Annotated in this window: 27 protein-coding genes; 17 read left to right on the top strand and 10 right to left on the bottom strand. The window is 66.2% G+C overall.

Annotated features, from left to right (window positions below; all coding sequences use genetic code 11):
- Nucleotides 1-16: 16 nt before the first annotated feature.
- The 7 genes from BUC15_RS06685 to BUC15_RS06655 form a co-directional block, all read right to left on the bottom strand.
- Nucleotides 17-715, bottom strand: coding sequence for an ABC transporter ATP-binding protein (locus tag BUC15_RS06685; protein WP_073186758.1), 699 nt, complete (start codon nt 713-715; stop codon nt 17-19).
- Entirely contained in the window at nt 708-1493 is a 786-nt protein-coding gene (locus BUC15_RS06680; RefSeq protein WP_073186757.1) for an ABC transporter ATP-binding protein, read from the bottom strand. The genes BUC15_RS06685 and BUC15_RS06680 overlap by 8 nt, the downstream gene beginning before the upstream one ends.
- Nucleotides 1490-2464 carry a branched-chain amino acid ABC transporter permease gene (locus BUC15_RS06675; RefSeq protein ID WP_073186756.1) on the bottom strand — a complete coding sequence of 325 codons (975 nt, stop codon included), beginning with the start codon at nt 2462-2464 and terminating at the stop codon, nt 1490-1492. Before BUC15_RS06675 ends, BUC15_RS06680 begins: the two co-directional genes overlap by 4 nt.
- Nucleotides 2464-3348 (bottom strand): branched-chain amino acid ABC transporter permease, encoded by an 885-nt coding sequence (locus BUC15_RS06670; protein ID WP_073186755.1) that lies wholly within the window; start codon nt 3346-3348, stop codon nt 2464-2466. The genes BUC15_RS06675 and BUC15_RS06670 overlap by 1 nt, the downstream gene beginning before the upstream one ends.
- Nucleotides 3349-3418: 70 nt before the next feature.
- The gene (locus tag BUC15_RS06665) at nt 3419-4597 is read right to left on the bottom strand and encodes an ABC transporter substrate-binding protein (protein ID WP_073186772.1); all 1179 of its coding nucleotides are present in this window, start codon (nt 4595-4597) and stop codon (nt 3419-3421) included.
- A gap of 180 nt (nt 4598-4777) precedes the next feature.
- A complete protein-coding gene (locus tag BUC15_RS06660; protein ID WP_084189416.1) occupies nt 4778-5347 on the bottom strand; it encodes an isochorismatase family protein in 570 nt (189 codons plus the stop codon).
- Between the two features lie 39 nt (nt 5348-5386).
- The gene (locus tag BUC15_RS06655) at nt 5387-6634 is read right to left on the bottom strand and encodes a YncE family protein (RefSeq protein WP_217652138.1); all 1248 of its coding nucleotides are present in this window, start codon (nt 6632-6634) and stop codon (nt 5387-5389) included.
- Between the two features lie 80 nt (nt 6635-6714).
- On the opposite strand from BUC15_RS06655, the gene BUC15_RS06650 reads away from it, so the two are divergent.
- The 3 genes from BUC15_RS06650 to BUC15_RS06640 are packed head-to-tail and all read left to right on the top strand — an operon-like array spanning nt 6715 to nt 8814.
- Nucleotides 6715-7119, top strand: coding sequence for an NUDIX hydrolase (locus tag BUC15_RS06650; protein WP_084189420.1), 405 nt, complete (start codon nt 6715-6717; stop codon nt 7117-7119).
- Nucleotides 7120-7123: 4 nt separating this feature from the next.
- Complete coding sequence (locus BUC15_RS06645; protein ID WP_073186753.1) at nt 7124-8209, top strand: S-(hydroxymethyl)mycothiol dehydrogenase; 1086 nt, start codon at nt 7124-7126, stop codon at nt 8207-8209.
- Entirely contained in the window at nt 8206-8814 is a 609-nt protein-coding gene (locus BUC15_RS06640) for an MBL fold metallo-hydrolase (protein ID WP_073186752.1), read from the top strand. Before BUC15_RS06645 ends, BUC15_RS06640 begins: the two co-directional genes overlap by 4 nt.
- Nucleotides 8815-8858: 44 nt before the next feature.
- Here the strand turns inward: BUC15_RS06640 and BUC15_RS06635 are convergent, their stop codons facing one another.
- Nucleotides 8859-9683, bottom strand: a complete 825-nt coding sequence (locus BUC15_RS06635; RefSeq protein WP_175558261.1) for an aldose epimerase family protein — start codon at nt 9681-9683, stop codon at nt 8859-8861.
- Nucleotides 9684-9741: 58 nt separating this feature from the next.
- Here BUC15_RS06635 and BUC15_RS06630 point away from each other — a divergent pair, with 58 nt between their 5' ends.
- The 8 genes from BUC15_RS06630 to dapC all read left to right on the top strand — a co-directional run bounded on the left by BUC15_RS06630 (nt 9742) and on the right by dapC (nt 18210).
- Complete coding sequence (locus BUC15_RS06630) at nt 9742-10236, top strand: GNAT family N-acetyltransferase (RefSeq protein ID WP_073186750.1); 495 nt, start codon at nt 9742-9744, stop codon at nt 10234-10236.
- A gap of 42 nt (nt 10237-10278) precedes the next feature.
- Nucleotides 10279-10782 (top strand): phosphoribosyltransferase, encoded by a 504-nt coding sequence (locus tag BUC15_RS06625; protein ID WP_073186769.1) that lies wholly within the window; start codon nt 10279-10281, stop codon nt 10780-10782.
- 1 nt (nt 10783) lies between these two features.
- The gene (locus BUC15_RS06620) at nt 10784-10999 is read left to right on the top strand and encodes a hypothetical protein (RefSeq protein ID WP_073186749.1); all 216 of its coding nucleotides are present in this window, start codon (nt 10784-10786) and stop codon (nt 10997-10999) included.
- Between the two features lie 96 nt (nt 11000-11095).
- On the top strand, nt 11096-13153 hold the full coding sequence (gene tkt / locus BUC15_RS06615; protein ID WP_073186748.1) for a transketolase: 2058 nt from the start codon (nt 11096-11098) through the stop codon (nt 13151-13153).
- Between the two features lie 93 nt (nt 13154-13246).
- Nucleotides 13247-14923 (top strand): S49 family peptidase, encoded by a 1677-nt coding sequence (locus BUC15_RS06610; RefSeq protein WP_073186747.1) that lies wholly within the window; start codon nt 13247-13249, stop codon nt 14921-14923.
- Nucleotides 14924-15047: 124 nt separating this feature from the next.
- Nucleotides 15048-16745, top strand: a complete 1698-nt coding sequence (locus tag BUC15_RS06605) for a VanW family protein (RefSeq protein ID WP_073186746.1) — start codon at nt 15048-15050, stop codon at nt 16743-16745.
- A gap of 51 nt (nt 16746-16796) precedes the next feature.
- Nucleotides 16797-17117: a ferredoxin gene (gene fdxA / locus BUC15_RS06600; protein WP_073186745.1), complete on the top strand. Its 321-nt coding sequence runs from the start codon at nt 16797-16799 to the stop codon at nt 17115-17117.
- 1 nt (nt 17118) lies between these two features.
- Nucleotides 17119-18210 carry a succinyldiaminopimelate transaminase gene (gene dapC / locus BUC15_RS06595; RefSeq protein WP_073186744.1) on the top strand — a complete coding sequence of 364 codons (1092 nt, stop codon included), beginning with the start codon at nt 17119-17121 and terminating at the stop codon, nt 18208-18210.
- A gap of 54 nt (nt 18211-18264) precedes the next feature.
- Here dapC and BUC15_RS06590 read toward each other — a convergent pair whose 3' ends face one another.
- Together BUC15_RS06590 and dapD are read right to left on the bottom strand one after the other, a co-directional pair.
- Nucleotides 18265-19101 (bottom strand): hypothetical protein, encoded by an 837-nt coding sequence (locus BUC15_RS06590; RefSeq protein ID WP_073186743.1) that lies wholly within the window; start codon nt 19099-19101, stop codon nt 18265-18267.
- Nucleotides 19101-20033: a 2,3,4,5-tetrahydropyridine-2,6-dicarboxylate N-succinyltransferase gene (gene dapD, locus BUC15_RS06585; RefSeq protein ID WP_073186742.1), complete on the bottom strand. Its 933-nt coding sequence runs from the start codon at nt 20031-20033 to the stop codon at nt 19101-19103. The genes BUC15_RS06590 and dapD overlap by 1 nt, the downstream gene beginning before the upstream one ends.
- Nucleotides 20034-20190: 157 nt before the next feature.
- Between dapD and trhO the strand changes: the two genes are divergently transcribed.
- From trhO to BUC15_RS06555, 6 genes are read left to right on the top strand one after another with little or no spacing between them, the layout of a single operon-like run.
- Complete coding sequence (gene trhO / locus BUC15_RS06580; protein ID WP_073186741.1) at nt 20191-21117, top strand: oxygen-dependent tRNA uridine(34) hydroxylase TrhO; 927 nt, start codon at nt 20191-20193, stop codon at nt 21115-21117.
- Entirely contained in the window at nt 21114-22688 is a 1575-nt protein-coding gene (locus BUC15_RS06575; RefSeq protein WP_073186740.1) for a circularly permuted type 2 ATP-grasp protein, read from the top strand. The genes trhO and BUC15_RS06575 overlap by 4 nt, the downstream gene beginning before the upstream one ends.
- A complete protein-coding gene (locus tag BUC15_RS06570; protein ID WP_073186739.1) occupies nt 22682-23599 on the top strand; it encodes an alpha-E domain-containing protein in 918 nt (305 codons plus the stop codon). The genes BUC15_RS06575 and BUC15_RS06570 overlap by 7 nt, the downstream gene beginning before the upstream one ends.
- On the top strand, nt 23596-24438 hold the full coding sequence (locus BUC15_RS06565) for a transglutaminase family protein (protein ID WP_073186738.1): 843 nt from the start codon (nt 23596-23598) through the stop codon (nt 24436-24438). The genes BUC15_RS06570 and BUC15_RS06565 overlap by 4 nt, the downstream gene beginning before the upstream one ends.
- 23 nt (nt 24439-24461) lie before the next feature.
- The gene (gene dapE / locus BUC15_RS06560) at nt 24462-25523 is read left to right on the top strand and encodes a succinyl-diaminopimelate desuccinylase (protein WP_073186737.1); all 1062 of its coding nucleotides are present in this window, start codon (nt 24462-24464) and stop codon (nt 25521-25523) included.
- Nucleotides 25524-25532: 9 nt separating this feature from the next.
- A complete protein-coding gene (locus BUC15_RS06555; RefSeq protein WP_073186736.1) occupies nt 25533-26270 on the top strand; it encodes an LOG family protein in 738 nt (245 codons plus the stop codon).

Raw genomic sequence — 26270 nt, 5'->3', positions numbered from 1 at the left:
CCCGGCCGACGGTTGTTCAGCCGCCCAGGTAGGCGCGCCTGACCTCTTCCGTTTCCGCCAACTCCGAGGCCGGTCCAGACAACACCACGGAACCGGTTTCCAGCACGTAGGCGCGGTTGGCGATCTGCAGCGCGATGTTGGCGTTCTGCTCGACCAGAAGCACCGTCGTCCCTGCCTTGTTGATCGAGACGATGATGTCGAAGATCTCTTGGACCAGCAGCGGAGCCAGCCCCATGGACGGCTCGTCGAGGAGCAGCACCTTCGGTTTGGCCATCAATGCCCTGCCCATGGCGAGCATCTGCTGCTCGCCTCCCGAAAGCGTTCCCGCGAGCTGTCTTCGGCGCTCCGAAAGGATCGGGAACCGCTGGTAGACCTCGTCGTAGTCACCGGCGACCACGTCTTTGCGTAGGAACGCGCCGAGCTCCAGGTTCTCCAGCACGGTCATGTCCGGGAAGATGCGACGGCCTTCCGGCACGTGCGACATGCCGCGGCGGACCCGATCCTGGGCCGAGAGCGCCGTGATGTCCCTGCCCTCAAGGGTGATCGTTCCCGCGCTGGGCGTCTTCAAGCCGGACAGCGCTCGCAGCGTGGTCGTCTTCCCGGCCCCGTTGGCGCCGATCAAAGTCACGATCTCGCCCTCGTTGACCTCGAAGGAGATGCTCTTGATGGCGTTGATGACGCCGAAGTGGACCGCAAGGTCCCTGACCTCAAGCACGGGGGACTTCCTCTCCCAGATAGGCCTCGATCACTTTCGGATTGTTGCGCACCTCGGAGGGGGTGCCCGAGGCGATCACGATGCCGTGATCCAACACGTAGATCCGTTCGCAGATCTTCATCACGAGACTCATGTCGTGTTCGATCAACAGGATCGTCAGACCGAACTCCTCGCGCAGCTGTGCGATCAGACCGGTCAGCTCTGCCGTCTCGGCAGGGTTCATACCGGCGGCCGGCTCGTCGAGCAGGAGCAGCGACGGCTTCGTGGCCAGCGCGCGGGCGATCTCCAAGTGGCGCTGCTCGCCGTAGGACAGGTTGCGGGCCAGGTCGCCCGCCTTGGCGCCCAGGCCCACTCGGTCGAGCAGTTGGCGGCTCTCCTCTGCGATGCGTCGTTCGCTGGCACCGTAGGGCGGCAGATGGAACAGCGCTGCGAACAGGTTGTACGGCACGTTCTGCTGGAGCGCGATGGCGACGTTTTCGAGCACCGTCAGGTCCTTGAACAGGCGGATGTTCTGGAACGTCCTACCGACGCCGGCGGCGCAGATCCGGTGGGGTGACTTGCCGCCCAGCGAGGTGACGTGGCCGTCGATTTCGAGCTCGATGGTGCCGGAGGACGGGGGATAGACCCCCGTCAGGACGTTGAACAGCGTGGTCTTGCCTGCGCCGTTCGGGCCGATCAGGCCGATCAGTTCGCCCTTGTCGATGTGCAGGCTCGCCTCGAACACCGCGGTGAGCCCACCGAAGTTGCGGGTCAGTTTGGAGACATTGAGGAGGCTCACAGCGCCCCCTCTGTCGCCTTGCCGCGTTTGAACACCCTGCCGAGGATGGTGTCGCTGATCTCCCTTGAGCCCATCAGGCCGCCCGGCCGGAAGATCATGATCAGGACCAGTACCAGCGAGTAGATGATCATCCGCACGTCGGAGAACTCCGCGAGCACGGTGGAGACGATCGCGAGCAAGATCGCGGCGATCACCGTCCCCGAAAGTGACCCGAGTCCACCCAACACCACGATGACGAGGATGTCGATCGACTTCAGGAAGCCGAACTGATCCGGCTTGATCAGGAAGAAGTAGGACGCGTACAGCCCCCCGCCGATGCCGGCGAAGAAGGCGCCGATGGTGAAGGCCTGCACCTTCGCGGCGGTGGTGTTGACGCCGATCGCCTCGGCCGCGATCTCATCTTCCCGCACCGCGATGGCGCGGCGCCCCTGCGAGCTGCGGATGTAGTTCCACAACACGACCAGCGTCAGCGCGGTGAAAAGGAATACCCAGTTCCAGTCGACCACCTGCGGGATACCTGAAAGGCCGGCGGCGCCATTGGTGATGTGCAGGTTGAGCATCACGACGCGGATGATCTCGGCCATGCCGAGGGTGGCGATGGCGAGGTAGTCTCCGCGCAGCCGCAGCGTCGGGAGGCCGACCAGGGTTCCGATGACCGCGGCGGCCAGAGCGCCCGCGAACATGCCGATCAGGAAGGCTGGCACCTCGCCGACGACCGGCCCGAGGTTGATGCAGATCAACGCACAGGTGTAGGCGCCGACCGCCATGAAACCGGCATGACCCAAGGAGAACTGTCCGGTGAAACCCGTGACCAGGTTCAGGCTGGAGGCCAGGATGATGTTGACGCAGATCGTCACGATGATCGAGAACACGTAATCGTTGATCACGCCCGCATTCATCAGGCCCAGGACGATCAGGTACGAGGCTACGAAAGGTAGAGCCCGTAGCCCGACCCGTTTGAAGGTTGCCATCACACCTTCTCCTTCCGGTTCTTGCCGAGCAGGCCCGCCGGTTTGACGATCAGGATCAGGATGAGGATCGCGAACACGACTCCGTCTTTGAACAGCGAGAACCCGAGGCTTGAGACGAGGGTCTCGGCCCCACCGATGACGTAACCGCCGATCAGGGCGCCGGGGATGATGCCGATACCGCCGAAGACGGCCGCCACGAACGCCTTCAGGCCAGGAATGATGCCCATGAGCGGGTTGATCGAGTTGTAGTAGACACCGACCAGCACGCCTGCGGCCCCGGCCAGGGCCGAGCCGATCGCGAACGTGAACGAGATCGTCCGATCGACGCTGATTCCCATCAGCTGGGCGGCGTCGGGGTCCTGCGAAACCGCGCGCATGGCCTTGCCCATCTTTGTCTTCTTGACGATGAACTGGAGCAGGATCATCAAGGCCACCGATACCCCGATGATCAGCATCTGTTGGTTCTTGATGATCACGCCACCGAGATTGACTGAGCCGTTCATGAAGGCGGGCATCGCGGGATAGGCACGTGGATCGGCGCCGACGAAGAACATCATCGTGTACTCGATCAACAGCGACACACCGATCGCCGTGATGAGGGCGGCGATACGCGTGGAGTTGCGCAGCGGCCGGTAGGCGACGCGTTCGATCACCACGCCGAGCACGGTACACACCAGCATGGCGAGGATCAGCGATTCGAAGAATCCGAGCCTGAGGATCGACATGCTCGCGTACCCGACATAGGCGCCGACCATGTACACGTCACCGTGGGCGAAGTTGATGAGTTTGATGATGCCGTAGACCATCGTGTAGCCCAGCGCGATCAGCGCATAGATGCTGCCGAGCGACAAACTGTTGATGAGCTGTTGCAGGAACTCCGTCACAACCGTTCACCCCTTTCATGCCTGGGGCGCGGCTGGCGTCTGCCGAGCCGCGCCCCAACGGGTGGCTTGATCAGCCGATCTTCTCGCTGGTGTCCTGGACGCCGTCCTTCAGACCGATCACGACGATCGTCTTGACTGGGTTGTGGTGCTCGTCCATGTCGAACGTGCCGGTGACCCCGACGAATCCCTTTGTCGAGGCCATGGCCTGCTGGATGGCGCTGCCAGTCAGCTCGGATGCACGGCCGACGGCGTCGGCGACGAAGTGGCCAAGGTCGTAGCCGAGTGCGTTGAAGGCGCTTGGTTCCTCTCCGTGCTTCTCCTTGAACGCGGCGATGAACTCGATGACCTTCGGGTCCTGGTCGATCGAGGAGTAGTGGTTGGTGAAGTAGATGTCGTTGAGGGCTGCGGCGCCCCCGAGCTCAAGGAGCTTCGGCGAATCGAAGCCGTCGCCTCCGAGGATGGGGGCGGTGATGCCGAGCTCACGGGCCTGCTTGATGATCAGCCCAGCCTCCGAGTAGTACCCGGGCAGGTAGACGACGTCGAAGCTCTGGCCCTTGATGCGGGTCAGGATGGTGTTGAAATCGGTGTCGCCTGCGACGAAGGCTTCCTCGCCGGCGATCGAACCACCAAGGTTGCCGAACTCCTCGGTGAAGGCGGCGGCCAGACCCTTCGAGTAGTCGTTCGAGTTGTCCTTGATGATGACGGCGGTCTTGGCGCCCAGGTTCTCCGCGGCGAACTTCGCCATGATCGTGCCTTGGAACGAGTCGTTGAAGCAGATGCGGAAGGCGTACTCCTGCAGCTCTGTCCCGTTCCAGGTGACGTCGTCGGCGGTGGCGGAACCGGATACCACCGGCACCTGGTTCTTGTTCGCGACGGGGATGGTTGCCTTGAAGTTGCCGGAAGTCGCCGGCCCCATGCAGGCGAGCACGCCGTCCTGCGTCATCAACTTGTTGGCTAGCGTGGTCGCCTCGGCTGCATCGGACTTGTTGTCGTACTTGATCAGCTCGATCTGCTTGTCGGCCACGCCACCTGCCGCGTTGACCTCATCGATGGCCATGGTGATGCCGTCGACCGAGGCCTGCCCGTAGGTGGCCACCGCGCCGGAGAGTTCGTAGTTGAGTCCGAGTTTGATCGTGTCGCCGACGGCCTGACCGCCGCCTCCGCCCGGCGTTGCGGAGCAGGCCGAGGTTGCTGCGACGGCGGCAACCGCGGCGCTGGCGCCGAGAAGTGTGCGACGGCTGAAATTCATGTCAGTCTCCCAGAGGGTTGTTCGGGCGGTCGTGGCCACACGCGTGCGTGGCGATGGGGCCATCTAAGCACCAGCACAAGGAGTTGAGGCGCGAAGGTTACCTAATCGAGACAATGCGATTCTCCGTGTTGAAGGCGTGCCTCGCCCCTCAGGCCGTCCGATCTGGCGGGGCGGGCGACCTCAGCTGAGGGGCCCGGTCGCCCAGGTGACGCCCTTTCGTTCCAGACGGGTGCGCACCTCCGCAACGTCGCCCGGATGCACCGCGGCCGTCAACCCGCCGAGGACCGCGGTGTCGAATCCTTCGGCCGCCGCGTCGAGGGCCGTCGCGAGGACGCAGAAATCGGTTGCGATGCCGCAGACATCCACAGCGGTGACGCCGTGCAGCCCGAGCCAGCGGGCGAGGGGGACGCCCGCTGACGTGCTGCCCTCGAACCCCGAATAGGCCGCCTCATACGACCCCTTGTCGAAGACGGCATCGAAACCGAAGCCCGTGAGATCGGGGTGAAGCTCCTGGCCCGGGGTGCCGACCACGCAGTGCGGGGGCCAGGAGTCCACGAAGTCCGGGTCATCCGAGAAATGCGGGCCGGGGTCGATGTGGTGGTCCCGGGTCGCGACGATGGCGTCGTAGCCCTGCGCATCAGAAAGGAGGGCCGCGACGTCGGCGGCGACCTTGTTGCCTCCGGCGACGCCGAGCGCCCCACCCTCGCAGAAGTCGACCTGCACGTCGACGACGATCAGTGCCTTGCCCACGGTGATACCTCCAACAACGGATTCCCCAAGCCTAGTTCGTCAGTGGTCGTTCCCGGCTGCCGGCTCTCCGGTGACGATCGCCATCTCCACCGGGGTGATCCCCAACGCGTGTCGGCCGACGACCTTGCCGCCGTCCAGGTCGATGACCACCAATTCGGCACCCTCGGCGTCCGTCACGAAGGCCTTCCCGCCCGCGACGCGCAGGATCGGGCCCGGCTCCTGCCAGTCATCCTTCTCTTCCCACGCTCCGATGGCCGGGATCTTCGCGGTCACCTCGCCCGTATCCGGGTCGATCACCTGGAGCGATCCGTCGTAGGTCAGCACGAGGCCCTCGCCGTGGGGACCGCGGCCCAGTGAGCGGAACCAGTACGACGAGCCGAGGTCGACCAGACGGAGCGAGTCGTTGACCGTGTCGATCAGCGCGACGCGGGTCGGCCGCTCATGCTCGGCCGTCTCGTCGCTCTTGTAGTCGGCCAGCACGATCGACGAGTCGGGGGAGCCTGCAAGGTTGCCGGTGCGGGCGTAGGCGTCAGTTACCGGAACCTTGTGGAAGGTGGCGTCCCGGTAGATGACCGGCCCGGTGGTGCAGCCGATGACGAAGACGTCGCCACCCTCGGTTGGCTCGGCGGCCGCCTCCCCGTGGCTGCCTGGGCAGTCCTCGGTCTCTGCGAGCACGTCGGCGCCACGCTTGACCTGGACCGTGTTTCGCGCCTCCTCGGTGCCTTGGGTCAGCAGCAGCGAACCGTCTAAGAGTTGGACGGCGACGCCGTGATGGGGCGCGTCGGTGGAGGTCCGCCACACCGTCGCGCCCGGCCTGGCCACCTGCAACGAGTCGACCACCTGGATCGAGCCGTCCCCATCGCCGAACAGCACGGTGTGGCCGTCGTGGACGACCACGTGGCCCGCCTTGGCGGCCGCGTAACCGACATCCGTCAGCCGTGGGTCACCGGCGAAGTAGTGGGAGTGGTCGCCGTGTGCCTCGACGCTCAGAGCCGCGTCGAAGACCAGGAACTCGTCGCCGCGGGTGACGAGCACGTGGCGCCCATCGCCAGCGTCGTTGAGTCGCAGGAACCCGTCCAGTGCCGTGGTGCCCACCGTCTCGCCGGTGGCGGTGTCGATCGTGGTCAGCCCGCCGTCGTGGGCGATGACCGCACGCGGGTGAGCGGCGCTGACCTCCGTGAGGGTCGGCTCGGGTGAGGCAGTCGGAACCGCGGGTGCCGTCGGAACAGCGCACCCTGCGAGCAGAGCGATGGCGGCCAGGGGAGGAAGGAGGTGTTTCGGTGTCATGCCAGACAGCATAAATGGAAATGGGAATGATTATCAATAACGAGGTGAACGGTTCCGGGTATCGTCGCCCCGTGACCCCAATGATCCATGTCTCCGCCGTCGTCCTGAACGACACTGCGGGCCGTGTCCTGATGGTCCGCAAGCGGGGGACCGGGATGTGGATGAACCCGGGCGGCAAGCCGGAGCCGGGGGAGTCGGGCTCGGACTGCGCCGCCCGCGAGGTCGCCGAGGAACTGCGGTTGGAACTCGAGCGCGACCGGTTGGTGTTCCTCGGTCAGTTCAGCGCCCCGGCCGCCAACGAACCGGGACACACGGTGGTCTCGCTCTGTTTCCTGTGGCCCGACGCGGTTCCGGTGTCGCTCAGGCCTGCGGCGGAGATCGAGGCGGTGCGTTGGGTCACACCAGACGAGTTGGGCGACCCGACGCTCGCCCCACTGTTCGTGGAATCGATCGCGCCAAGGCTCGGGGGTCACTGGGTAGGGTGAGATCATGCAGACAGTGAAGGGCATCGTCGCCCGAGCCAAAGGACGTCCGGTCACTCTTGAGGAGATCAACGTGCCCGACCCTGGTCCGGGGGAGGCGGTGGTCGAGATTCAGGCCTGTGGCGTCTGCCACACGGACCTCCACTACCGTGACGGCGGCATCAACGATGATTTCCCGTTCCTCCTCGGCCATGAAGCCGCGGGGGTGGTCGAGGCGGTCGGCGAGGGCGTCACCAACGTCAAGCCAGGCGACTACGTCATCCTCAACTGGCGCGCAGTGTGCGGCGACTGCCGGGCCTGCCGACGAGGTGAGCCCTGGTACTGCTTCAGCACCTTCAACGCCACGCAGAAGATGACGCTTTCCGACGGCACCGAGCTGACCCCTGCGCTCGGGATCGGGGCGTTCATCGAGAAGACCCTCGTCCACGCCGGGCAGTGCACCCCGGTCGATCCGGCCGCGAGCCCTGCTGCCGCTGGGCTGCTGGGTTGCGGCGTCATGGCGGGCATCGGGGCCGCGATCAACACCGGTGCTGTAGGCCGGGGCAAGTCTGTCGCTGTGATCGGCTGCGGCGGCGTCGGCTGCGCCGCGGTCGCCGGATCGGCGCTGGCAGGGGCAGGCACGATCATCGCCGTCGATGTCGACGACCGGAAGCTCGAATGGGCCAGCGGTCTCGGCGCCACGCACACCGTCAACTCCCGCGGGCGCGATGCGGTGGAGGCGATCCATGAATTGACCGGGGGGTTCGGTGCCGACGTCGTCATCGACGCCGTCGGCATCCCGGAGACGTGGAAACAGGCGTTCTACGCCCGCGACCTGGCCGGGACCGTCGTCCTGGTCGGTGTGCCGCACCCCGACGCGAAGGTCCCCGAGATCCCGTTGCTCGACGTGTTCGGGCGCGGCGGTTCGCTCAAGTCGAGCTGGTACGGCGACTGCCTGCCGTCCCGCGACTTCCCGATGCTGATCGACCTGTATCTGCAGGGTCGGCTCGACCTGGATGCGTTCGTAAGTGAGCGGATCGGCATCGACGACGTCGAAGCCGCATTCCAGAAGATGAGCGACGGCGACGTGCTCCGCTCCGTGGTGATCCTGTGAGCGTCACGCATGCGGTGACCAGCGGCACGTTCTCGCTCGACGGGCAGACCTTCGAGGTCGACAACAACGTATGGCTGGTGGGCGACGATCAGGAGGTGATCGTGATCGACGCGCCACACGACGTTGAGGCCATCCTGGCCGCCGTCGATGGTCGACGGGTTCAGGCGATCGTCTGTACCCACGCGCACGACGATCATGTGAGGGTCGCGCCGGAGTTGTCCGACCGGACGGGCGCGCCCATCTGGCTGCATCCGGCAGACGAGCCGCTGTGGCAATTGACGCATCCGGACCGGCGTTGGGACCGTGACCTGGTGGACGGGAAGGAGTTCTTCGTCGGGTCGGTGACGCTCCAGGTGCTCCATACCCCCGGGCACGCCCCCGGTGCGGTTTGCCTCTACGCGCCCTCGCTCGACTGCGTTTTCACCGGCGACACCCTCTTCAAGGGAGGGCCCGGGGCGACCGGGAGGTCGTTCAGCAGCCGACCCCTGATCGAGGAGTCGATCAGGGCCCGGTTGTTCGTCCTGCCGGACGAGACGGTGGTCCACACCGGCCACGGTGACGACACCACCATAGGCGATGAGCGGCGGCTGCTCGGCGCCGGGTGATGGGCGGGAGCGTCCGTAGCCGGCCCCTGTCGGCCGACGACGGATCAGTCGACCGTGATGGTCATCCTGAGCAGATGTGTACCCCCGGCGGGGATGAGCGTCTGGTTGCGTTTCACGCAGCCGTACTCGACACAGACGAAGCGTTCCCATTCACCATCGGGAACCTGCGTGCCTGCCGGGCCGGGATTCCACACGATCACCGAACTCGCCCCCTGTGCGGCCAACCGCAGCGATCCCGACTGCGACGTGACCTTCGTCGGACGGGCCTGCTCGTAGACCCGGTCCAGGTATCGGCCAACGGCCACCGGCGAGTCCTCCGAGCCGACGGCGGAGACCGCGTAGTCGGTGAACCCCACCGATTCGAGGCCTGCGACCGAAGCCGTGGGCGCATCGGTGAGCAGGTAGGGGTGGAACGCCAACTCGACGACGGCGTCGCGCGTCGGGGACACGATCGTCAACCCGAGTGTCAGTCTGGATGCATCCGCCACGATGTCCAGCACATAGCGAAGGTCCGAGGGGAAGTGGTTTGCGCCGGGCAGGTCACGCGTGGCGGCGGCGTCTGTGGCCAGCGTCAGGTGCGCCCGGTCGTCGTCGCCAGCTGTGGAGATGACCTTCCACCGGACCCGGGAGACCAGCCCGTGGGAGAACGGCACCTTCCAGTCGCCGGGGCCGGCGCCGAACCACGGCGCGCAGACCGGGATTCCGCCATGCCACATCGGGGCCGCCCCCGGCGTCTCGTTGGAGGCGGTGAACAGCGCCTCGCGGCCACCCGGCCGCCAGGAGGTGACCGTCGCCCCGAGTTCGTGCACCGAAATCGAGCCCCAGTCGCCCGAAAGTGAGATCAGTCCATCCCCGGCCTTCTTGTTCATGCGGTAACGGTAGCGTGCGTGGCGCCGCACGAGGTCAGACCTCGTTAGGATTGGGGCCATGCCGACGATTCGACCCGCCACACACAACGACATCCCGGCAATCACGGAAATCTTCAACGAGGCGGGCGTCGGCACGACTGCTTCGTACACGCTCGAGCCGGTCTCTGTTGCGGATCGGCGTGCCTGGTTCGAGCGGCTGACGGCCGAGGGCTTCCCGGTGCTCGTCGTGGAGGACGACGGCGTCGTCGCAGGCTATGCGAGCTACGGCCAGTTCCGGTCCCAGGGTGCCTACCGTCACACGGTCGAGCACAGCATCTACATCGCATCAGGGCACAGGACCGGTGGCCTCGGGCGAATGCTCATGAACGCGTTGGTCGATGTGGCCCGCGGCAACAACGTGCACGCCATGGTCGGAGTGGTCGACGGCGCAAATCAGGAGTCGATCGCGTTCCACGAACGGCTGGGGTTCGTCGCCTCCAGCCAGCTCCCGGAGGTGGGCCGCAAGTTCGACCGCTGGCTCGATGTCGTGTTCGTGACACGGGTACTCAGCTGAGGCACTGTGCCCGGATTGGCCTTGAGCACTACGATGACGCGCATGGCTTACCACGCGGACGCATCCGGACTCGAAGACCGTGAAATCCTCACTTGGGAGAGGTTCGGTTCCGCTTCGCGGGAACTGTCCCAAGCGGTCGTCGACTCCGGTTTCGAGCCCCAGATCGTCATCGCCGTCGCCCGCGGGGGGCTGACCCTGGCCGGGGCCATGACCTACGCCCTGGGCGTCAAGCTGTCCGATGCCATCAACGTCGAGTTCTACACCGACGTCAACGAGACACTGGCCGACCCTGTTCTGCTTGCGCCGATGCTCGACACCGAGTCCGTCGCCGGTCAACGGATACTGGTGGTCGACGATGTCGCCGACTCGGGACGCACGCTGGGTCTAGTCCTCAAGCTGCTGCGCGGGTTCGGGGCTGAGGTGCGTTCCGCGGTGCTCTACTCCAAGCCGCGCAGCGTCGTGGCGCCGGACTTCGCCTGGAAGGGCACCGACCGGTGGATCGTCTTCCCCTGGTCGGCCGAGGCGCCGGTCAAGAAAGGACAGTGAGATGGCAGAGGTCCGCAAGTTCGACGAGAAGGGCGGCGATGAGCTGCAGCGGCTCGTTCGGGAACAGATCGGGGACACCGTCCTGCCCCATCCGCCCGGCGCGTCCGTCCCCGTCGAGCCGCTTCCGGTCGAGCCGGAGACGGAGACTGCCGTAACCAGTTTCGCTTCTTCCGATTCCTTCCTCTATTACGGTGAGGGCCCTGACGGAGTTCGTTGAGTGGACCTGTGTGACCGTTCACATCCGCTTGAAGGTAAGCTCTGGGCTACGCGCCGCAGCATCAGCAGACTGCAAACAAAGTAGTTAGGACAAACTGTGACTCTTGAGTGGACCGAACAGGACTCTCGCGCCGTCGACACGGCCAGGATTCTCGCCGTCGACGCTGTCGAGAAGACGGGCAACGGGCACCCGGGTACACCGGTCTCGCTTGCGCCGGTTGCTTACCTGCTCTACCAGAAGGTGATGAACACCGACGCCAACGATCCTGCCTGGATCGGCCGCGACCGGTTCGTCCTCTCCGCAGGCCATGCCTCGATGGTGCAGTACGCGCAGCTCTACCTGGCGGGGTTGGGGCTGGAGCTCACCGACATCGCGTCGCTGCGGACCTGGGGTTCCAAGACGCCCGGCCACCCAGAGTACGGCCACACCGACTTCGTGGAGTGCACCACCGGCCCGCTCGGCGCCGGCATCTCGAACGCCGTAGGCATGGCGATGGCCGCCCGCCGTGAGCACGGCGTCTACGACCCCGAGACACCAGTTGGTGATTCGGTCTTCGACCACTTCGTCTACGCCATCGCAGGCGACGGCTGCCTTCAGGAGGGTGTCGCTTCGGAGGCGTCATCCCTGGCGGGCACCCAGAAGCTCGGCAACCTCGTCCTGATCTACGACGACAACCGCATCTCCATCGAGGGTGACACGAACATCTCCTTCAACGAAGACGTCGAGGCCCGCTACGCCGCCTACGGCTGGGACGTGGCCCACGTCGACTGGACCAACGGTGGCACGGAGTACAAGGAAGATGTTCAGGCCCTCTACGACGCGATCGAGGCGGCCAAGGCCGTCACCGACAAGCCGAGCCTCATCCGGCTGACCACCGTCATCGGTTGGCCTCTCCCGAACAAGCAGGGGCACCACTCGATCCACGGCTCGAAGATCGGTGGCGATGAGATCGCGGCGTTCAAGGATCTCCTCTCGTTCGAGCAACGGCCGTTCGCCATCGACCAGAACGTCGTCGACGCCGCGCGCGCGCACGTCGCAGCCCGTGGCCGGGCGGCGCGTGAGGCGTGGGACACCAGGTTCACCGCCTGGGAGGACGCCAACCCGGAAGGTGCAGCGCTCCTGAAGCGGGTAAGGGCCCGCAAGCTCCCCGAGGACCTCACGCTCCCCGTGTTCGAGGAAGGGAAGAAGTCGACCCGCGCAGCGTCCGGTGAGGTTCTCACCGAACTGGCCGATCAACTGCCCGAGCTGTGGGGCGGTTCAGCCGACCTTGCGGGCTCGAACAACACCACGATGAAGGGGCAGCCGAGTTTCCTCCCCGCCGACCGCGTGACCAAGGACTGGCCGGGCAACCCATTCGGCCGCACCCTGCACTTCGGCATCCGTGAGCACGCCATGGGCGGCATCGTCAACGGCATCAACCTGTCGGGGTTGACCCGCGCCTACGGCGGCACGTTCTTCGTGTTCACCGACTACATGCGCCCCGCGGTGCGGCTCGCAGCGTTGATGAATCTGGACTCCATCTTCGTATGGACCCACGACTCCGTCGGGGTCGGGGAGGATGGCCCGACGCACCAGCCGATCGAGCACCTGGCGGCGATGCGGGCGATCCCAGGGCTTGCGATCGTCCGGCCTGCCGACGCGAATGAGACCTCGGTCGCATGGGGCGAGATCCTGCGTCGCACCGAAGGCCCGGCGGGCCTGATCCTGTCGCGCCAGGACCTGCGTACCATCCCGCGCGGCGACAAGTTCGCTTCTGCGGAGGGCGTCGCGCAAGGCGCCTACGTGGTCAGCGAGGCGTCGGGTGACGTGCAGGCCATCCTGATCGCGTCAGGCTCCGAGGTCTCCGTGGCGCTCGACGCGCAGGAGGAGCTGGAGGCTGAAGGCGTGTCGACGAGGGTCGTCTCGATGCCCTGCCAGGAGTGGTTCGACGCGCAGAGCGCGGAATACCGGGAGTCGGTGCTGCCCAAGGCCGTCACGGTGCGCGTCAGCGTCGAGGCGGGCATCGCGCTCGGCTGGGCAAAGTACGTCGGCTCGGATGGTGCCTCTGTGAGCATCGAGCATTTCGGCGCCTCGGCCGCCGGAGGGAAGCTGTTCGAGGAGTACGGCTTCACCGGCGAGAACGTCGCCTCCGCCGTCAGAGCTCTGCTGCCCTGACCCAATCGCGAAAGCCCTCCCCTCAGGGGGAGGGCTTCTTGCTGTGGCTGGGTAGGCCGCGGCAGGGGTTGGGCCGGTCCGTAAGCTGGGCCAATGGGAATCAGCGACATTGTGAGCAGGGTCACCGGGGACAAGCCGATCGTCCTTGAGCTCGACATGGCAAGGGGTGTCCTCACCGCCAGGCCGACCAACCCGTTGCAGGCCATCCAACTGATCAACTCACCCAGCCTCTCAGCCCTTCGAGAGCATCTCCGGGTCGCGGCCGACGACGACCGTGTCGTCGGGCTGATCGTGCACGCCGCCGCGTCCGGGACGGCGCTGGCACACGTCGAGGAGATCGCCGGCCTCGTCGAGGAGTTCGGGACCAGGAAGAAGACCATGGCATGGGCCGAGTCGTTCGGGGAACTCATGCAAGGCCTCGGGTCCTACCATCTCGCCACCGCTGCGCAGGAGATCTGGCTGCAACCCACCGGAATGCTCTGCGTCGAGGGCATCGAGCTCAGCATGACGCTGCTCAAGGGCCTCCTGGACAAGGTGGGCGTCGAGCCGCAGTTCGGCCAACGACACGAGTACAAGACCGCGGCGAATACGTACGCGGCAGATCATGTCACCGAGCCCCAACGCGAGATGACGACCCGGCTGGGGCAGTCGATCGTGGATTCGATCGTCTCCGACATCGCGCGTCGTCGTCGACTCACGACCGTCCAGGTCTGGGAAGCGGTCAACGCCGCACCGATCGACCCGGAGAGGGCGTTGGAGCTGGGGCTGATCGACCACATCGGCTACCGCGATCAGGCGTACTCGACGGTGCTGCAGGACTGGGGCGTCGACACGGAGGCGCTGCTGTTCGCGCACCGCTATTCCAACAAGGCCGAACTGGCCAGAAAGTTCCGACCCCGGCAGCCGAAGGTCGCTGTGGTCCAGTTACGTGGCGCCATCGTCACGGGCCGTGGCGGTTCATCGTTGGGTGGCGGGCAGCAGGCCGGTGCCGATGTTGTCGACGAACAACTTCGTGCCGCAGGAAGGGACGACGACGTCAAGGCGGTGGTCCTGACGATCGACTCGCCAGGGGGCTCTGCGGTCGCCTCGGACTTCATCCGGCGTTCGGTGTTGCGGCTTCGGGAGGCAGGCAAACCCGTCGTCGCGCACATGGAGACCGTGGCCGCCTCGGGCGGCTACTACGCCGCAATGCCCTGCAACGAGATCGTCGCGCAGGCATCCACCCTCACCGGTTCGATCGGGGTACTCGGCGGAAAGATGGTCACAGCCGACCTTTACGACAGACTCGGCCTGATCCGGGAAACCGTCGCCATCGGCGCGGCCGCCGGCACCTTCTCGAGCGCCCACGGTTTCACCGACTCCGACTGGGAGCGCCTTAACAGGTTCCTCGACCGGGTCTACCGCGACTTCACCACCTTCGCGGCCCACGACCGGGACATGCCCCTCGAGGACCTCGAACGCGTCGCCCGTGGCCGCGTCTGGACGGGGGCCGATGCGCTGGGGCGCGGCCTCATCGACCACATCGGCGGAAGGAACCTCGCAGTCGAGCGGGCGTGTGTGCTGGCTGGGCTCCCAGCCCGCAGGGCGAAGCTGACCCACATCGGCGACCCGGGTTTCGTCGCGTTGCTGAAACCCGCCACCTCATCGGAATCGACGGCGGGAGGCGCCAACCTGCCAGGTGTCGAATCGACGCTGGTCAGCCTCGCGGCCCGCCTCGGGATCAGCACGACGGGGGTGCTCACGATGCCCTGGCGGATCAGCCTCGGTTAGGGAACCACTGATCGCCGAGAACGGCATTGATCGGCACTTTCCTGACGGACGTGTTTTGGGGTAGGCGCCACGGATTCCGTAGCATGGGAGAGGTTTTCGGCCCGCCGGCCGACGAGGGAGGCAAGTGAAGAAGCGCAGCAGGATCGCAATCGCGGCGATCGGTGGCACCGTCGTCGTTCTCGGTGGGGCATACCTCACCGCACACTTCGTGGCAGGTGAGCAGGTCCCCGCAAGGGCAGAGGTCGACGGCGTCATGATCGGGGGGCTCGCCCCTGACCAGGCGGTCGAGAAGCTCCGGTCCGAGTTGGGGCCGAAGGTCGACGAGCCGATCACCGTCAGTGCCGGTGACCGGTCCGTCAGCATCATCCCGTCCCAGTCCGGACTGACCGCCGACTTCGATGCCACCGTTGCCGACGCCGGTGGCGGATCGAGCTGGAACCCGGCCCTGATCGTCCACTCGCTCCTGGGCGGCGGGCCGGTCGACCTGGTGCGAAACGTCGACGAGTCGTCCCTCAACGACGCTGTGGTGGCGCAGGCCTCCACGTTCGCCGTCCCCGGCACCCCGGCCACCGTCGGGTTCGAGGCGGGCAAAGTGGTGCGTACCCCGGCCGCGCAGGCGGAGGCGCTGAACGTTGAGGCAACATCGACGGCCGTGTCGGACGCGTTCAGAGAGGGAGCTGTCGAGGCCGAAGCAACCATTGACTCAACCGATCCCGATGTGACCGATGCGATGGTCGACGAGGTCGTCAGCACATTCGCAGAGCCGCTCGTCAGCGGTCCCGTGACTCTGACCCACAACGACACCTCGATGCAGATCACCGCCGAGCAGCTGGCTGAGGCGGCCACGTTCGAGAAGGTCGACGGCGCCCTCGTCGGCCGACTCGACGCCGACGCACTGTTCGAGTCGACCGCCGAGGCGCAGAAGGCGCTGAAGCTGACCCCGACCAAGGACGCCAGCTTCGCGTTCTCCGGTTCGGAGGTCGTAGTGGTCCCAGCTGTCGTTGGAGAGGCCCTTGACAAGGACTCCTTCGCCGCTGGGGTGGAGAAGGCCGCCACTGCGACGGGCGACGGGCGCACCGCACCCGTCGAGGTCGTCAAGGGCGAGCCCGAGTTCACCACCGAACAGGCCGAGAGCCTCGGAACGTTCACCAAGATCGGGTCGTTCACCACGAGCTACCCCCACGCCGCGTACCGCAACAAGAACCTCGGCCGCGCCTCCGAACTCGTAAACGGCACGGTTCTGATGCCGGACGAGATCTTCTCACTCAACGATGCGCTTGGGGAACGCACCGCGGCCAACGGGTTCACCGACGGCTACGTGATCAACGGTGGCAGGTTGGTGAAGGAATCGGGCGGGGGCATCTCTCAGGCCGCCACCACGCTGTTCAATGCCGCGTTCTTCGCCGGGTTCAAGGACATCGAACACAAGCCGCACAGCCTGTACTTCGATCGGTACCCCGCGGGCCGTGAGTCGACGATCTACTACGGTTCGCTCGACATGCGCTTCCAGAACGACACCGAGTTCCCGGCGATCATCCGCGGCTACATCAACCCGTCATCGTCAGGCAACAAGGGGTCGCTGACGTTCGAGATCTGGTCCAAACCGACCTACGACAAGATCGTCTCGACCGACATCGTGAAGTCCGGCTTCTACTCCGGCACCACCCGCACCATCACCGGTGACCCGACCTGCGAGCCGCAGGCGCCGATCCAGGGGTTCACCGCCACCTGGAAGCGGCTCTTCTACCTGGACGGCGAAGTCGTTCGCGAAGAGCCGAATTCGTGGACGTACAACGCCGGTGACCGGATCGTCTGCGACTGACCGCAAGCGGTAAGCTGACCCAAGGTCAATCACCCCTCAAGGAGAATCAAAGTGACGTACATCATCGGTCTGCCATGCGTTGACGTGAAGGATCGGGCCTGCGTCGAAGAGTGTCCCGTGGACTGCATCTACGAGGGCAACCGGATGCTCTACATCCATCCGGAGGAATGCGTTGACTGTGGCGCCTGTGAGCCGGTCTGCCCCGTGGAGGCCATCTACTACGAGGACGACGTGCCCGAGGAGCAGGCGGAATACTACGACGTCAACGTGCAGTTCTTCGACGATATCGGCTCCCCGGGCGGTGCCGCCAAGCTCGGCGTCATCGACAAGGACCACCCGCTCGTAGAGGCTCTGCCGCCTCAGGGCGAGTGAGATGCGGCTGAGCTCCCGCCTGCCCGATTTTCCGTGGGACACGCTCAGCGAGGCGAAAGCCACCGCCGCGGCGCATCCTGACGGCATCGTTGACCTTTCGGTCGGCACCCCCGTCGACCCGACGCCCCGGCTCGCGGTCGAGGCGCTTGCGGCGGCGGGCGATGCCCATGGCTATCCGACGGTTTGGGGCACGGCGCAACTTCGTGGGGCCATCATCGGCTACCTCGAAGACCGGTGGAGTTCGGTCGAACTGACCGATGAGTCCGTGCTGCCGGTAGTCGGCACCAAGGAACTGGTCGCCTGGCTGCCGACGCTGCTCGGGCTGGGGCACGGGGACACGGTGGTGTTCCCAGAGTGTGCCTACCCGACCTACGAGGTCGGGGCGGTCACCGCCGGTGCCAAGCCGTGCGCGTGTGACGATCCGGCCGCCATGCCGGGAGACGCAAGCCTGATCTGGATCAACTCGCCCGCCAACCCGAGCGGTCGCATCCTCAGCCTCGACGAGCTGAGGGCGTTCGTCGCGGCCGCACGGAGCAGGGGAGCGGTGCTGGCCAGCGACGAGTGCTACGGAGAGTTCGCCTGGGACGCCGAACCCTATTCAGTGCTGGACCCGAGGGTGAACGACGGCGACCTCACGGGTCTGCTTGCGCTGCACTCACTGTCGAAGCGGTCGAACGCGGCCGGCTACCGCGCCGGCTTCGTGGCGGGCGACCCGTCACTCGTGCAGGAACTCGTCGCGGTGCGCAAACACCTCGGGATGATGGTGCCCGCCCCGGTCCAGGCTGCCATGGTCGCCATGCTCGGGGACCAGCACCACGTGGAGCAGCAACGGGACCGCTACCTCGCACGTCGGGCAGTGCTTCGCCACGCGCTGGAATCGGCCGGTTTCCGCATCGACGACTCGGAGGGGTCGCTGTACCTATGGGCGACCCGCGACGAGCCTTGCCGCGAGACGATCTCGTGGCTCGCGCGGCGCGGGATTCTCGCGGCCCCCGGTGATTTCTACGGACCGGTGGCCGGCAGACATGTGCGGCTGGCCCTGACGGCGACCGACGAGCGGATCGCCTCGGCGGCCGCGCGCCTGATCGGCTGACTGCTCGCAGCAGATCGGGCTGGTCCGGGCCGGTGATGGTTGGTCTGGTCGCCCTCAGGCCGCCGCGCCGAGGGTGATCACTGCGGTCAGTTCCGGGGCAGGGGTGTCGGTGTCCCCCCATCCCTTCGCGGTGTGGCTCCACTCTTGTGATCCGACGACCACGCTCGTCACCCCCCCGTCGTAGCTGTTAGCGACCACCTGCTGGGCCGCGGCCCACAGCGTCGTCTCGTCGGCGGCGGTGAGCGTCAGCGTCGCATCCTCGGTGGAGGTGTCGATGCTGTCACCGAAGGTGCCGAGAACCCGCTCGAAGGCAGCCGCATCCGCCGTCGGCGCCTCGTCGAAGCTGACGCACGACAGCGACGCGGGAGCCGAGCCACGCAGCGCCCCGGCGACGGCCCGGGCGTTCGTTTCGTGCTTGCGGTATGCATCGGGGTGCCCGCTGCGCTGCACCTTCTGGGCGATGTCGTTGATGTCGGTGGTTTCCCAGTCATCGAACTTCACGAGCTCCTCGTAGAAACGTTCAGAGGAGTACCAGGGGTCCATGATCTCCTCCTGCGTGCCCCAGCCGTACGAGGGTCGCTGTTGGAAGAGGCCGAGCGAGTCACGGTCGCCGTAGTCGAGGTTCCGCAGCCCCGACTCCTGGTAGGCCGTGGCGATCGCGATCACCGCCGCCTGCTCGGGGAGACCCAACTCGACCGACGAAGCCACGATTATCGAGGCGTTGCGCGCCTGCTCCTGCGAGAGGGTCGTCGGCTCCCCTTCCGGGATGAGCACCTGGCACTGCTCGGGGGTGAAACGTTGATAGGCCCACTGGTAAGCGCGCCAACCGCCGTATCCCAGCACACCCAACAACGCCACCACGACGAGGACGACGGTGAGGCGTCTAAGCATCAGTTGGAGTGCAACTCGGAGTTGAGGGACACGCGAGACCCCCTCCGGTGACGCACCACGACGCTGCCCGACTGGGAGTCGCGCAGGAACAGCAGGTCGTTCTGGCCGCTCAGTTCCCTGGCCTTGACGATGGTGTCGTCGTCCAACTTCACTTTGGTGCCGGCCGTCACGTACAACCCCGCCTCGACGACACAGTCGTCGCCTAGCGGGATCCCGATGCCGGAGTTGGCGCCGAGGAGGCACCGCTCACCGAGCGAGATGACGTGCTGGCCGCCGCCGGACAGCGTACCCATGATGGAGGCTCCGCCTCCCACGTCGGTGCCGTCGCCGACGACGACGCCGGCCGAGATGCGGCCCTCGACCATCGAGACACCGAGGGTGCCTGCGTTGAAGTTCACGAACCCCTCGTGCATCACCGTGGTGCCTTCAGCCAGATGCGCACCGAGGCGGACCCTGTCGGCATCGGCGATCCGGACCCCCGAGGGCACGTGGTAGTCGACCATCCGGGGGAACTTGTCGATGCCGTAGACCGTCAGCTGCTCTCCCCGTGCCCGCAGCAGGGTGCGGACGCGGTTGACGTCGCCTACCCGGACGGGGCCGACCGTGGTCCACGCGTTGTTGGGGAGCACGCCGAAGACCCCGTCGAGGTTCTGGCCGTGGGGTCGCACCAGGCGTGTGCTCAGCAGGTGCAGGCGGAGGTAGGCATCTTCAACCGATTCGGGCCCTGCGTCCAGATCGATGTGGACCCTGACCGTCTTCGTCTCCACCTGACGGATCTCGTCCACATGCTGGGCCTCCACGAGCATCGACGGCGGCTCGTCGGTGCAGTCGCTGCCGAGGTGCGGTTCGGGGTACCAGGTGTCGAGGACGGCTCCGGTGGCGTGCACGCTTGCCAGGCCCCAGGCCCAGGCGGTGCGGGTCTCGTTGGTCATGGCGTCCAGTCTAGGGTCTCGTGCCGACGGGTGGCGTGAGGCTGGAGCGCATCCTCATCCGGATCGTCGGTGCCGAGCAACCCTCCGGGTCCCTTTCGCGGCGGTCGATTCCATCAACGTGTCCCGACGCCGTGCCTGGTTCCCTAGACTGCCCGGCATGGCTGTGGCGAAGATCCTGCTGTTCTACAAGTTCGTGCCGCTGGCCGATCCTGAGGCCGTGCGTGCCTGGCAACTCGAACTCTGCAGCCGCCTCGGCCTGCGTGGGCGGGTCATCGTTGCACCTCACGGGATCAACGCCACTTTGGGCGGCGATGTCGCAGCCTGCAAGGACTATCTCAAAGCGATCCGTCGCTATGGCCCGCTGCACGATGTCGACGCCTCATGGTCTGACGGCACCGGGCTCGACGCTGCAGGCAGATCGCTCGACTTTCCCCGGCTGAGCGTCAAAACCCGCCCCGAGTTGGTTGCGTTCGGTGTGCCGGAGCTGGCCGTCGACGGTGACGGCGTGATCGGTGGCGGCGCGCGGCTGACACCGGAGGAGTTGGACGCGCTTGTCGCCGATCGTGAAGACGTCGTGTTGTTCGACGGTCGAAACCGCATCGAGGCGACCGTCGGGCGGTTCGACGGTGCGGTTGTGCCGGAGGTCGACAACACCCACGACTTCATCGCCGAACTGGACTCCGGCAGATACGACGATCTCAGGTCGCGACCGGTCGTCACGTACTGCACTGGCGGGGTGCGGTGCGAGGTACTCAGTGTCCTCATGCGGCAACGCGGCTTCGGTGAGGTGTACCAACTCGATGGTGGGATCGCGCGTTACCTCGAACGCTTCGGCAGCCGGTCGAGATGGCGGGGGGCGCTCACCGTGTTCGACGCCCGCGAGGTGGTCGTGCCCGCCGGGGCCACGCCGATCGGGACCTGCCACAGCTGTGGCGCGGCCGCCTCCGGTCTCAGGAACTGCCGGGAACCGGTCTGTCGTATCCGACTCGTAACCTGTACGCAATGCGCAACTGGGAAGGTGAGTTGCACGGACCACTCCCAAAGGTCCGACCAGGAATCGATGAGTGAGGCCACAGCGCCATGAACGAGTTGTTTGACGGGTATCCGCGTGGGCAGGCCGCTTACGACGAGATGGTTGGTGAACGCGGCGTGCGGCCGGCGTTGCGCTCGGTCGCCGATGAGCTCGACCGGCTCGGGCTGGATGAGATCCGGGCCCGCGCCGAATATCTCAGATCCGCCTACCTGGATCAGGGCGTCACCTTCGACATCGGGGGAGAGGAACGCCCCTTCCCGATCGACATCGTGCCCCGCGTCATGCAGGCCGACGAGTTCGCGCACATCGAGGCCGGCAGCCGGCAGCGGGTCCGGGCGATGGAAGCGTTCCTCGATGACATCTACACCGAGGGCAGGTGCTTCAGGGAGGGGGTGATCCCCAGGCACGTGGTTGCGTCTTCGCCACATTTCCACCGGGTCGTGGCCGGGCTCACCACCGCCAACGGGGTGCGGATCCACGTCGCGGGCATCGATCTCATCCGGGGCGACGATGGCGTCCACCGGGTGTTGGAAGACAACGTCCGCAGCCCCTCAGGGGTCAGTTACGTGATGACCAACCGGCGTGCGATCAACTCCGCTCTCCCCGAGGTTGCTGGGAAGCACCGGATCAGGGGCGTGGAGGATTATCCGTCCGAGCTGTTGAAGGCGTTGCGGGCGGCGGCGCCGTCGGGGGTCGGGGATCCGACCGTCGTGGTGTTGACGCCTGGAGTGTACAACTCCGCCTACTTCGAACACGCGCTGCTGGCCCGCATGATGGGCGTCGAACTGGTCGAGGGGCGCGACCTGGTCGCGCACGGTGGGCGGGTCTCGCTGCGCACCACCAGGGGGTTGCGTCCCGTCCATGTGGTCTACCGTCGCATCGACGACGAGTTTCTGGATCCTGCAGTGTTCAGGGCAGACTCCCTGCTCGGCTGCGCCGGGCTGATCAACGCGGCCAGGACCGGCAATGTCACGATCGCCAACGCAGTCGGCAACGGCGTGGCCGACGACAAGCTCGTCTACACCTATCTCCCGGCTCTGATGCGCTTCTACCTGGGCGAGGAGCCGATCCTGGCACAGGTCGACACCTGGCGGCTTGAGGAGCCGACAGCTCGCGAGGAGGTGCTCGACCGGCTGCACGAACTCGTCGTCAAACCGGTCGACGGGTCGGGCGGCAAGGGCATCGTGATCGGCCCGAGGGCGAGCGAGGAGGAGCTCGAAAAGCTCCGGCGCCAGATCCTGAAGGACGCCCGCGGCTGGATCGCCCAGCCGGTCATCCAGCTGTCGACCGTTCCGACGATGATCGACGGCCACCTGCGCCCAAGACACGTCGATCTACGACCGTTCATCGTCAACGGCGGAGCCGAGGGCATCTTCGTGCTGCCGGGTGGCCTGACGAGGGTCGCGCTGCCGGAGGGTGAACTGATCGTGAACTCCTCGCAGGGCGGCGGCTCCAAGGACACGTGGGTGATGGCCGATTCCCGCGCGCTGCACCACCCATCGCAGGTGCAGGCCCCGCAACGCCCGTCGTCGGTGCCGCTGAGTAACCAGATCATCGACCGGGTCATCCGGCATCAACACGAGCAGCAACAGCAGGCCCGGCCTGGGGAGGCGCCATGTTGAGCCGGATCGCGGACGCACTCTTCTGGATCGGCCGCTACCTGGAGCGGGCCGAGGACACCTGCCGCATCGTTGAGGTCCACCTGCATCAGAGCCTCGACGACCCGACGTTGGACGAGGTGCAGGCGGCAAACGACCTGCTGCTGCTCATGGGATTGCCGGCCGAGGACAAACCGGATGTGCTGGCGCGGCTCTGCTACGACGAGACCTCTCCTATCAGTTTCCTGTCGGCCCTCGGACATGCGCGGGAGGCCGCCAGGAGGGCACGCGAGACGGTGTCGACGGAGGTCTGGGAGTCGATCAACACCACCTGGCTCGCGGTCCGTGGAGGCCGACTGTCGCGCATGCGGCCGGCGTCGATGTTCAAGTTCGTCCGCGAGCGCTGCGCCGTCATCGCGGGCTTGGCCGACGGGACCATGAGCCACGACGAAGGCTGGCTGTTCCTGACCCTTGGACGCAGCATCGAACGAATCGACATGACCGCCCGACTCTTGTCGACGCCCTCGGTTGCGGGCAACTCGCCGCGGGCCTGGGGCCACGTGCTCAGCGGCTGCGGCGCGCACCACGCCTTCGTGCAGCGCTATGGCGCGCTCGCCTCCGACCGGGACGCCGCCGAGTTCCTGCTCCTGGACCGGCTGTTTCCCCGCAGCCTGATCTACACGCTGAACTCCGCGGTCCTGGCACTCGGCCAACTCGGCCCGAGCAACCTGCGGATCAGACCCGACGACGCGGCGCTCCGCCTGCTCGGGTCGGCCCGCGCCACCCTGGAATATCTTCCTCCCGACGAGATCCTGCGTGATCTCCCACGCGAGATGGCGAAACTCCAGTTGGTCTGTTCCGAGGCCACACAGGCCATCTCGGTGCGATTCTTCGAGGGCTCCGCAGCGGCGGAGTGGGTTGGAGGTGAGTGGTGAGCCAGTACCGCATCGTGCACACCACCGGTTACCGCTATGACGGCGGCGTCACCGATTCGTTCAACGAGGCGCGGATGACACCGTCGACGTCTCGGCGTCAACTCGTGTTGTCGAGCCGCCTGGACATCAGCCCGGTCGCCTGGACCTACAACTACCGCGACTACTGGGGCACCTCGGCGGTCGCGTTCGAGGTACACGAACGCCATTCCGAGCTGAAGGTGGTCGCCACCTCGACGGTCGACATCCATGAGATGACCAACCAAGTCGATCCGATCGGTTGGGACGGCCTGGCCGACCCCGCGTTGCAGGACCGGTACGGGGAACTGTTGAGCCAGACGGACTACGTGCGACCACACCGGGACGTCGCCAGGATCGCCGATCAGGTCCGCCGCTCGTCCGCCAACCCCAGGGAGGCCGTCGCCGAGCTGACCCGGCGGCTGAGGGGCACCGTCAGCTACCTGCCGGGGGTCACACAGGTGCATACGCAGGCATCCGAGGTGTGGGGCAAGGGGGCGGGCGTCTGCCAGGACATCGCCCACCTGTGTCTCGGTGGGCTCAGGGAGATGGGCATCCCGGCACGCTACGTCTCCGGCTACGTGGTCCAGCGCGCCACGCCACCCATCGGGGAGGTGCTCGTTGGTGAGTCGCACGCCTGGCTGCAGTACTTCGACGGTGAGTGGCTGGCGTTCGACCCGACCAGCGAATCGGTGCCGAGCGGCACGCACGTCGAGGTCGGCTTCGGGCGTGACTACTCGGACGTGCCGCCGCTCAAGGGAATCTACACCGGCTCGGCTGGCTCCCAGATGTATGTGTCCGTGGAGATGACGCGCCTGACCTGAGGTCGGCCGATAGGCTCACGGGCATGAGTAATGCCTTGGCGGATCTTCTGCAGGAGATCATCGACATCGAATCGGTGTCCGGCAATGAACAGGCCCTGGCGGACCTCGTCGAGGCCCGGTTGTCGGCATTGCCACACCTCAGCCTCACCCGGGATGGTGACTGCATCGTCGCCCGCACCGGGCTGGGGCGCGCGGAACGGGTGGTGATCGCCGGGCACCTCGACACGGTTCCGGTGCTGGACAATCTGCCGTCGCGTCTCGTGTCGCGTCCCGAGGGTGATGTCGTCTGGGGGCGGGGGGCCTGCGACATGAAGGGTGGTGTCGCCGTGATGTTGACGCTGGCCGAGGAACTGACCGCCCCCAGCCGCGACATCACATGGATCTTCTACGACCATGAAGAGGTTGAGGCGGCTCGCAACGGGTTGGGTCGCCTCGCCCGCAACCGCCCCGGGTTGATCGTGGCGGACTTCGCGATCCTGATGGAGCCGACCTCCGCCCGGATCGAGGGTGGTTGCCAGGGCACGATCCGCGTTGAGCTCCACGCCTCGGGCACAGCGGCACACAGTGCGAGAGCCTGGATGGGGCACAACGCGATCCACGATCTGGCGCCGGCGCTCGACGTGCTGGCCCGCTACACCTCGGAGGAGATTGAGGTCGAGGGGCTCGTCTTCCGTGAGGGGCTGAACGCGGTCGGCGTCAGCGGCGGAGTGGCGACCAACATGATCCCGCCCTCGGCGACGCTCACCGTCAACTACCGCTTCGCGCCCGACAAGACGTCGGAGCAGGCGCTGGCCCGATTGGCCCACTGGTTCGATGGGTTCGAGATGGTGGTCACAGACGTCTCCCCAGCGGCCCGGCCCGGGCTGGACCGTAGCCTGGCGAGGGAGTTCGTCGCGTCGGTCGGGGTGGGGGCAGGGCCCAAGTACGGTTGGACCGACGTCGCGAGATTCAGCGAACTCGGTGTCCCCGCCGTCAACTTCGGGCCAGGCGACCCGAGTTACGCCCACCGGGCGGACGAGTTCTGCCCGGTCGCAGACCTTGAGACCTGTGCCGGTGGGCTGCGCCGGTTCTTCCAACAGAGTTAGGAATCCGACATGCCAGCACCGAAGCGGACGCAGGGATCCGTCGTCCTCGGGGGCCGGGAACAGGCCCAGCCGATGGCCGACCAGAACCTGCTCCAGCGGCGCGAACCGGACCAGTGGAGCCACCACGATCCATGGCGTGTGCTGCGCATCCAAGCGGAGTTCGTAGAAGGATTCGACGCTCTGCACAAGTTGAGCCCGGCCGTCTCCATCTTCGGCTCGGCCAGAATCGGCCGGGAAGACCCGATGTATCAGGCAGCCGAGCAGATCGGCCGCTCCCTGGGCGATCGCGGTTTCGCCGTCATCACCGGTGGAGGGCCGGGCATCATGGAGGCGGGCAACAAGGGTGCCTTCGAAGTGGATGGCTGTTCCGTTGGGCTCGGCATCGAACTGCCGCATGAGCAGGGGATGAACGACTTCATCTCCATCGGGATCAACTTCCGCTACTTCTTCGTCCGTAAGCTGATGTTCCTGAAGTACAGCCAGGGTTTCATCACGATGCCGGGAGGTTTCGGCACCCTCGACGAGTTGTTCGAGGCACTCACTCTGATCCAGACGGGGAAGGTCACGCACTTCCCGGTGGTGTTGTTCGGCCGCGACTACTGGACGGGGCTGGTGGACTGGCTGCGGTCCTCGACCCAGGGCAGCGGCTACGTCGGGGAGGCCGACCTCGATCTCGTCACGATCACCGACGACATCGAGGAGGCGGTCGCGGCGATGGGTATCCCCGGCCAGTTCGATACTGTTTGA

Origin of the sequence: Tessaracoccus bendigoensis DSM 12906 (assembly GCF_900141915.1) — a bacterium.
GTDB lineage: Bacteria > Actinomycetota > Actinomycetes > Propionibacteriales > Propionibacteriaceae > Arachnia > Arachnia bendigoensis.
This window is presented reverse-complemented; position numbering and strand designations above follow the sequence as displayed.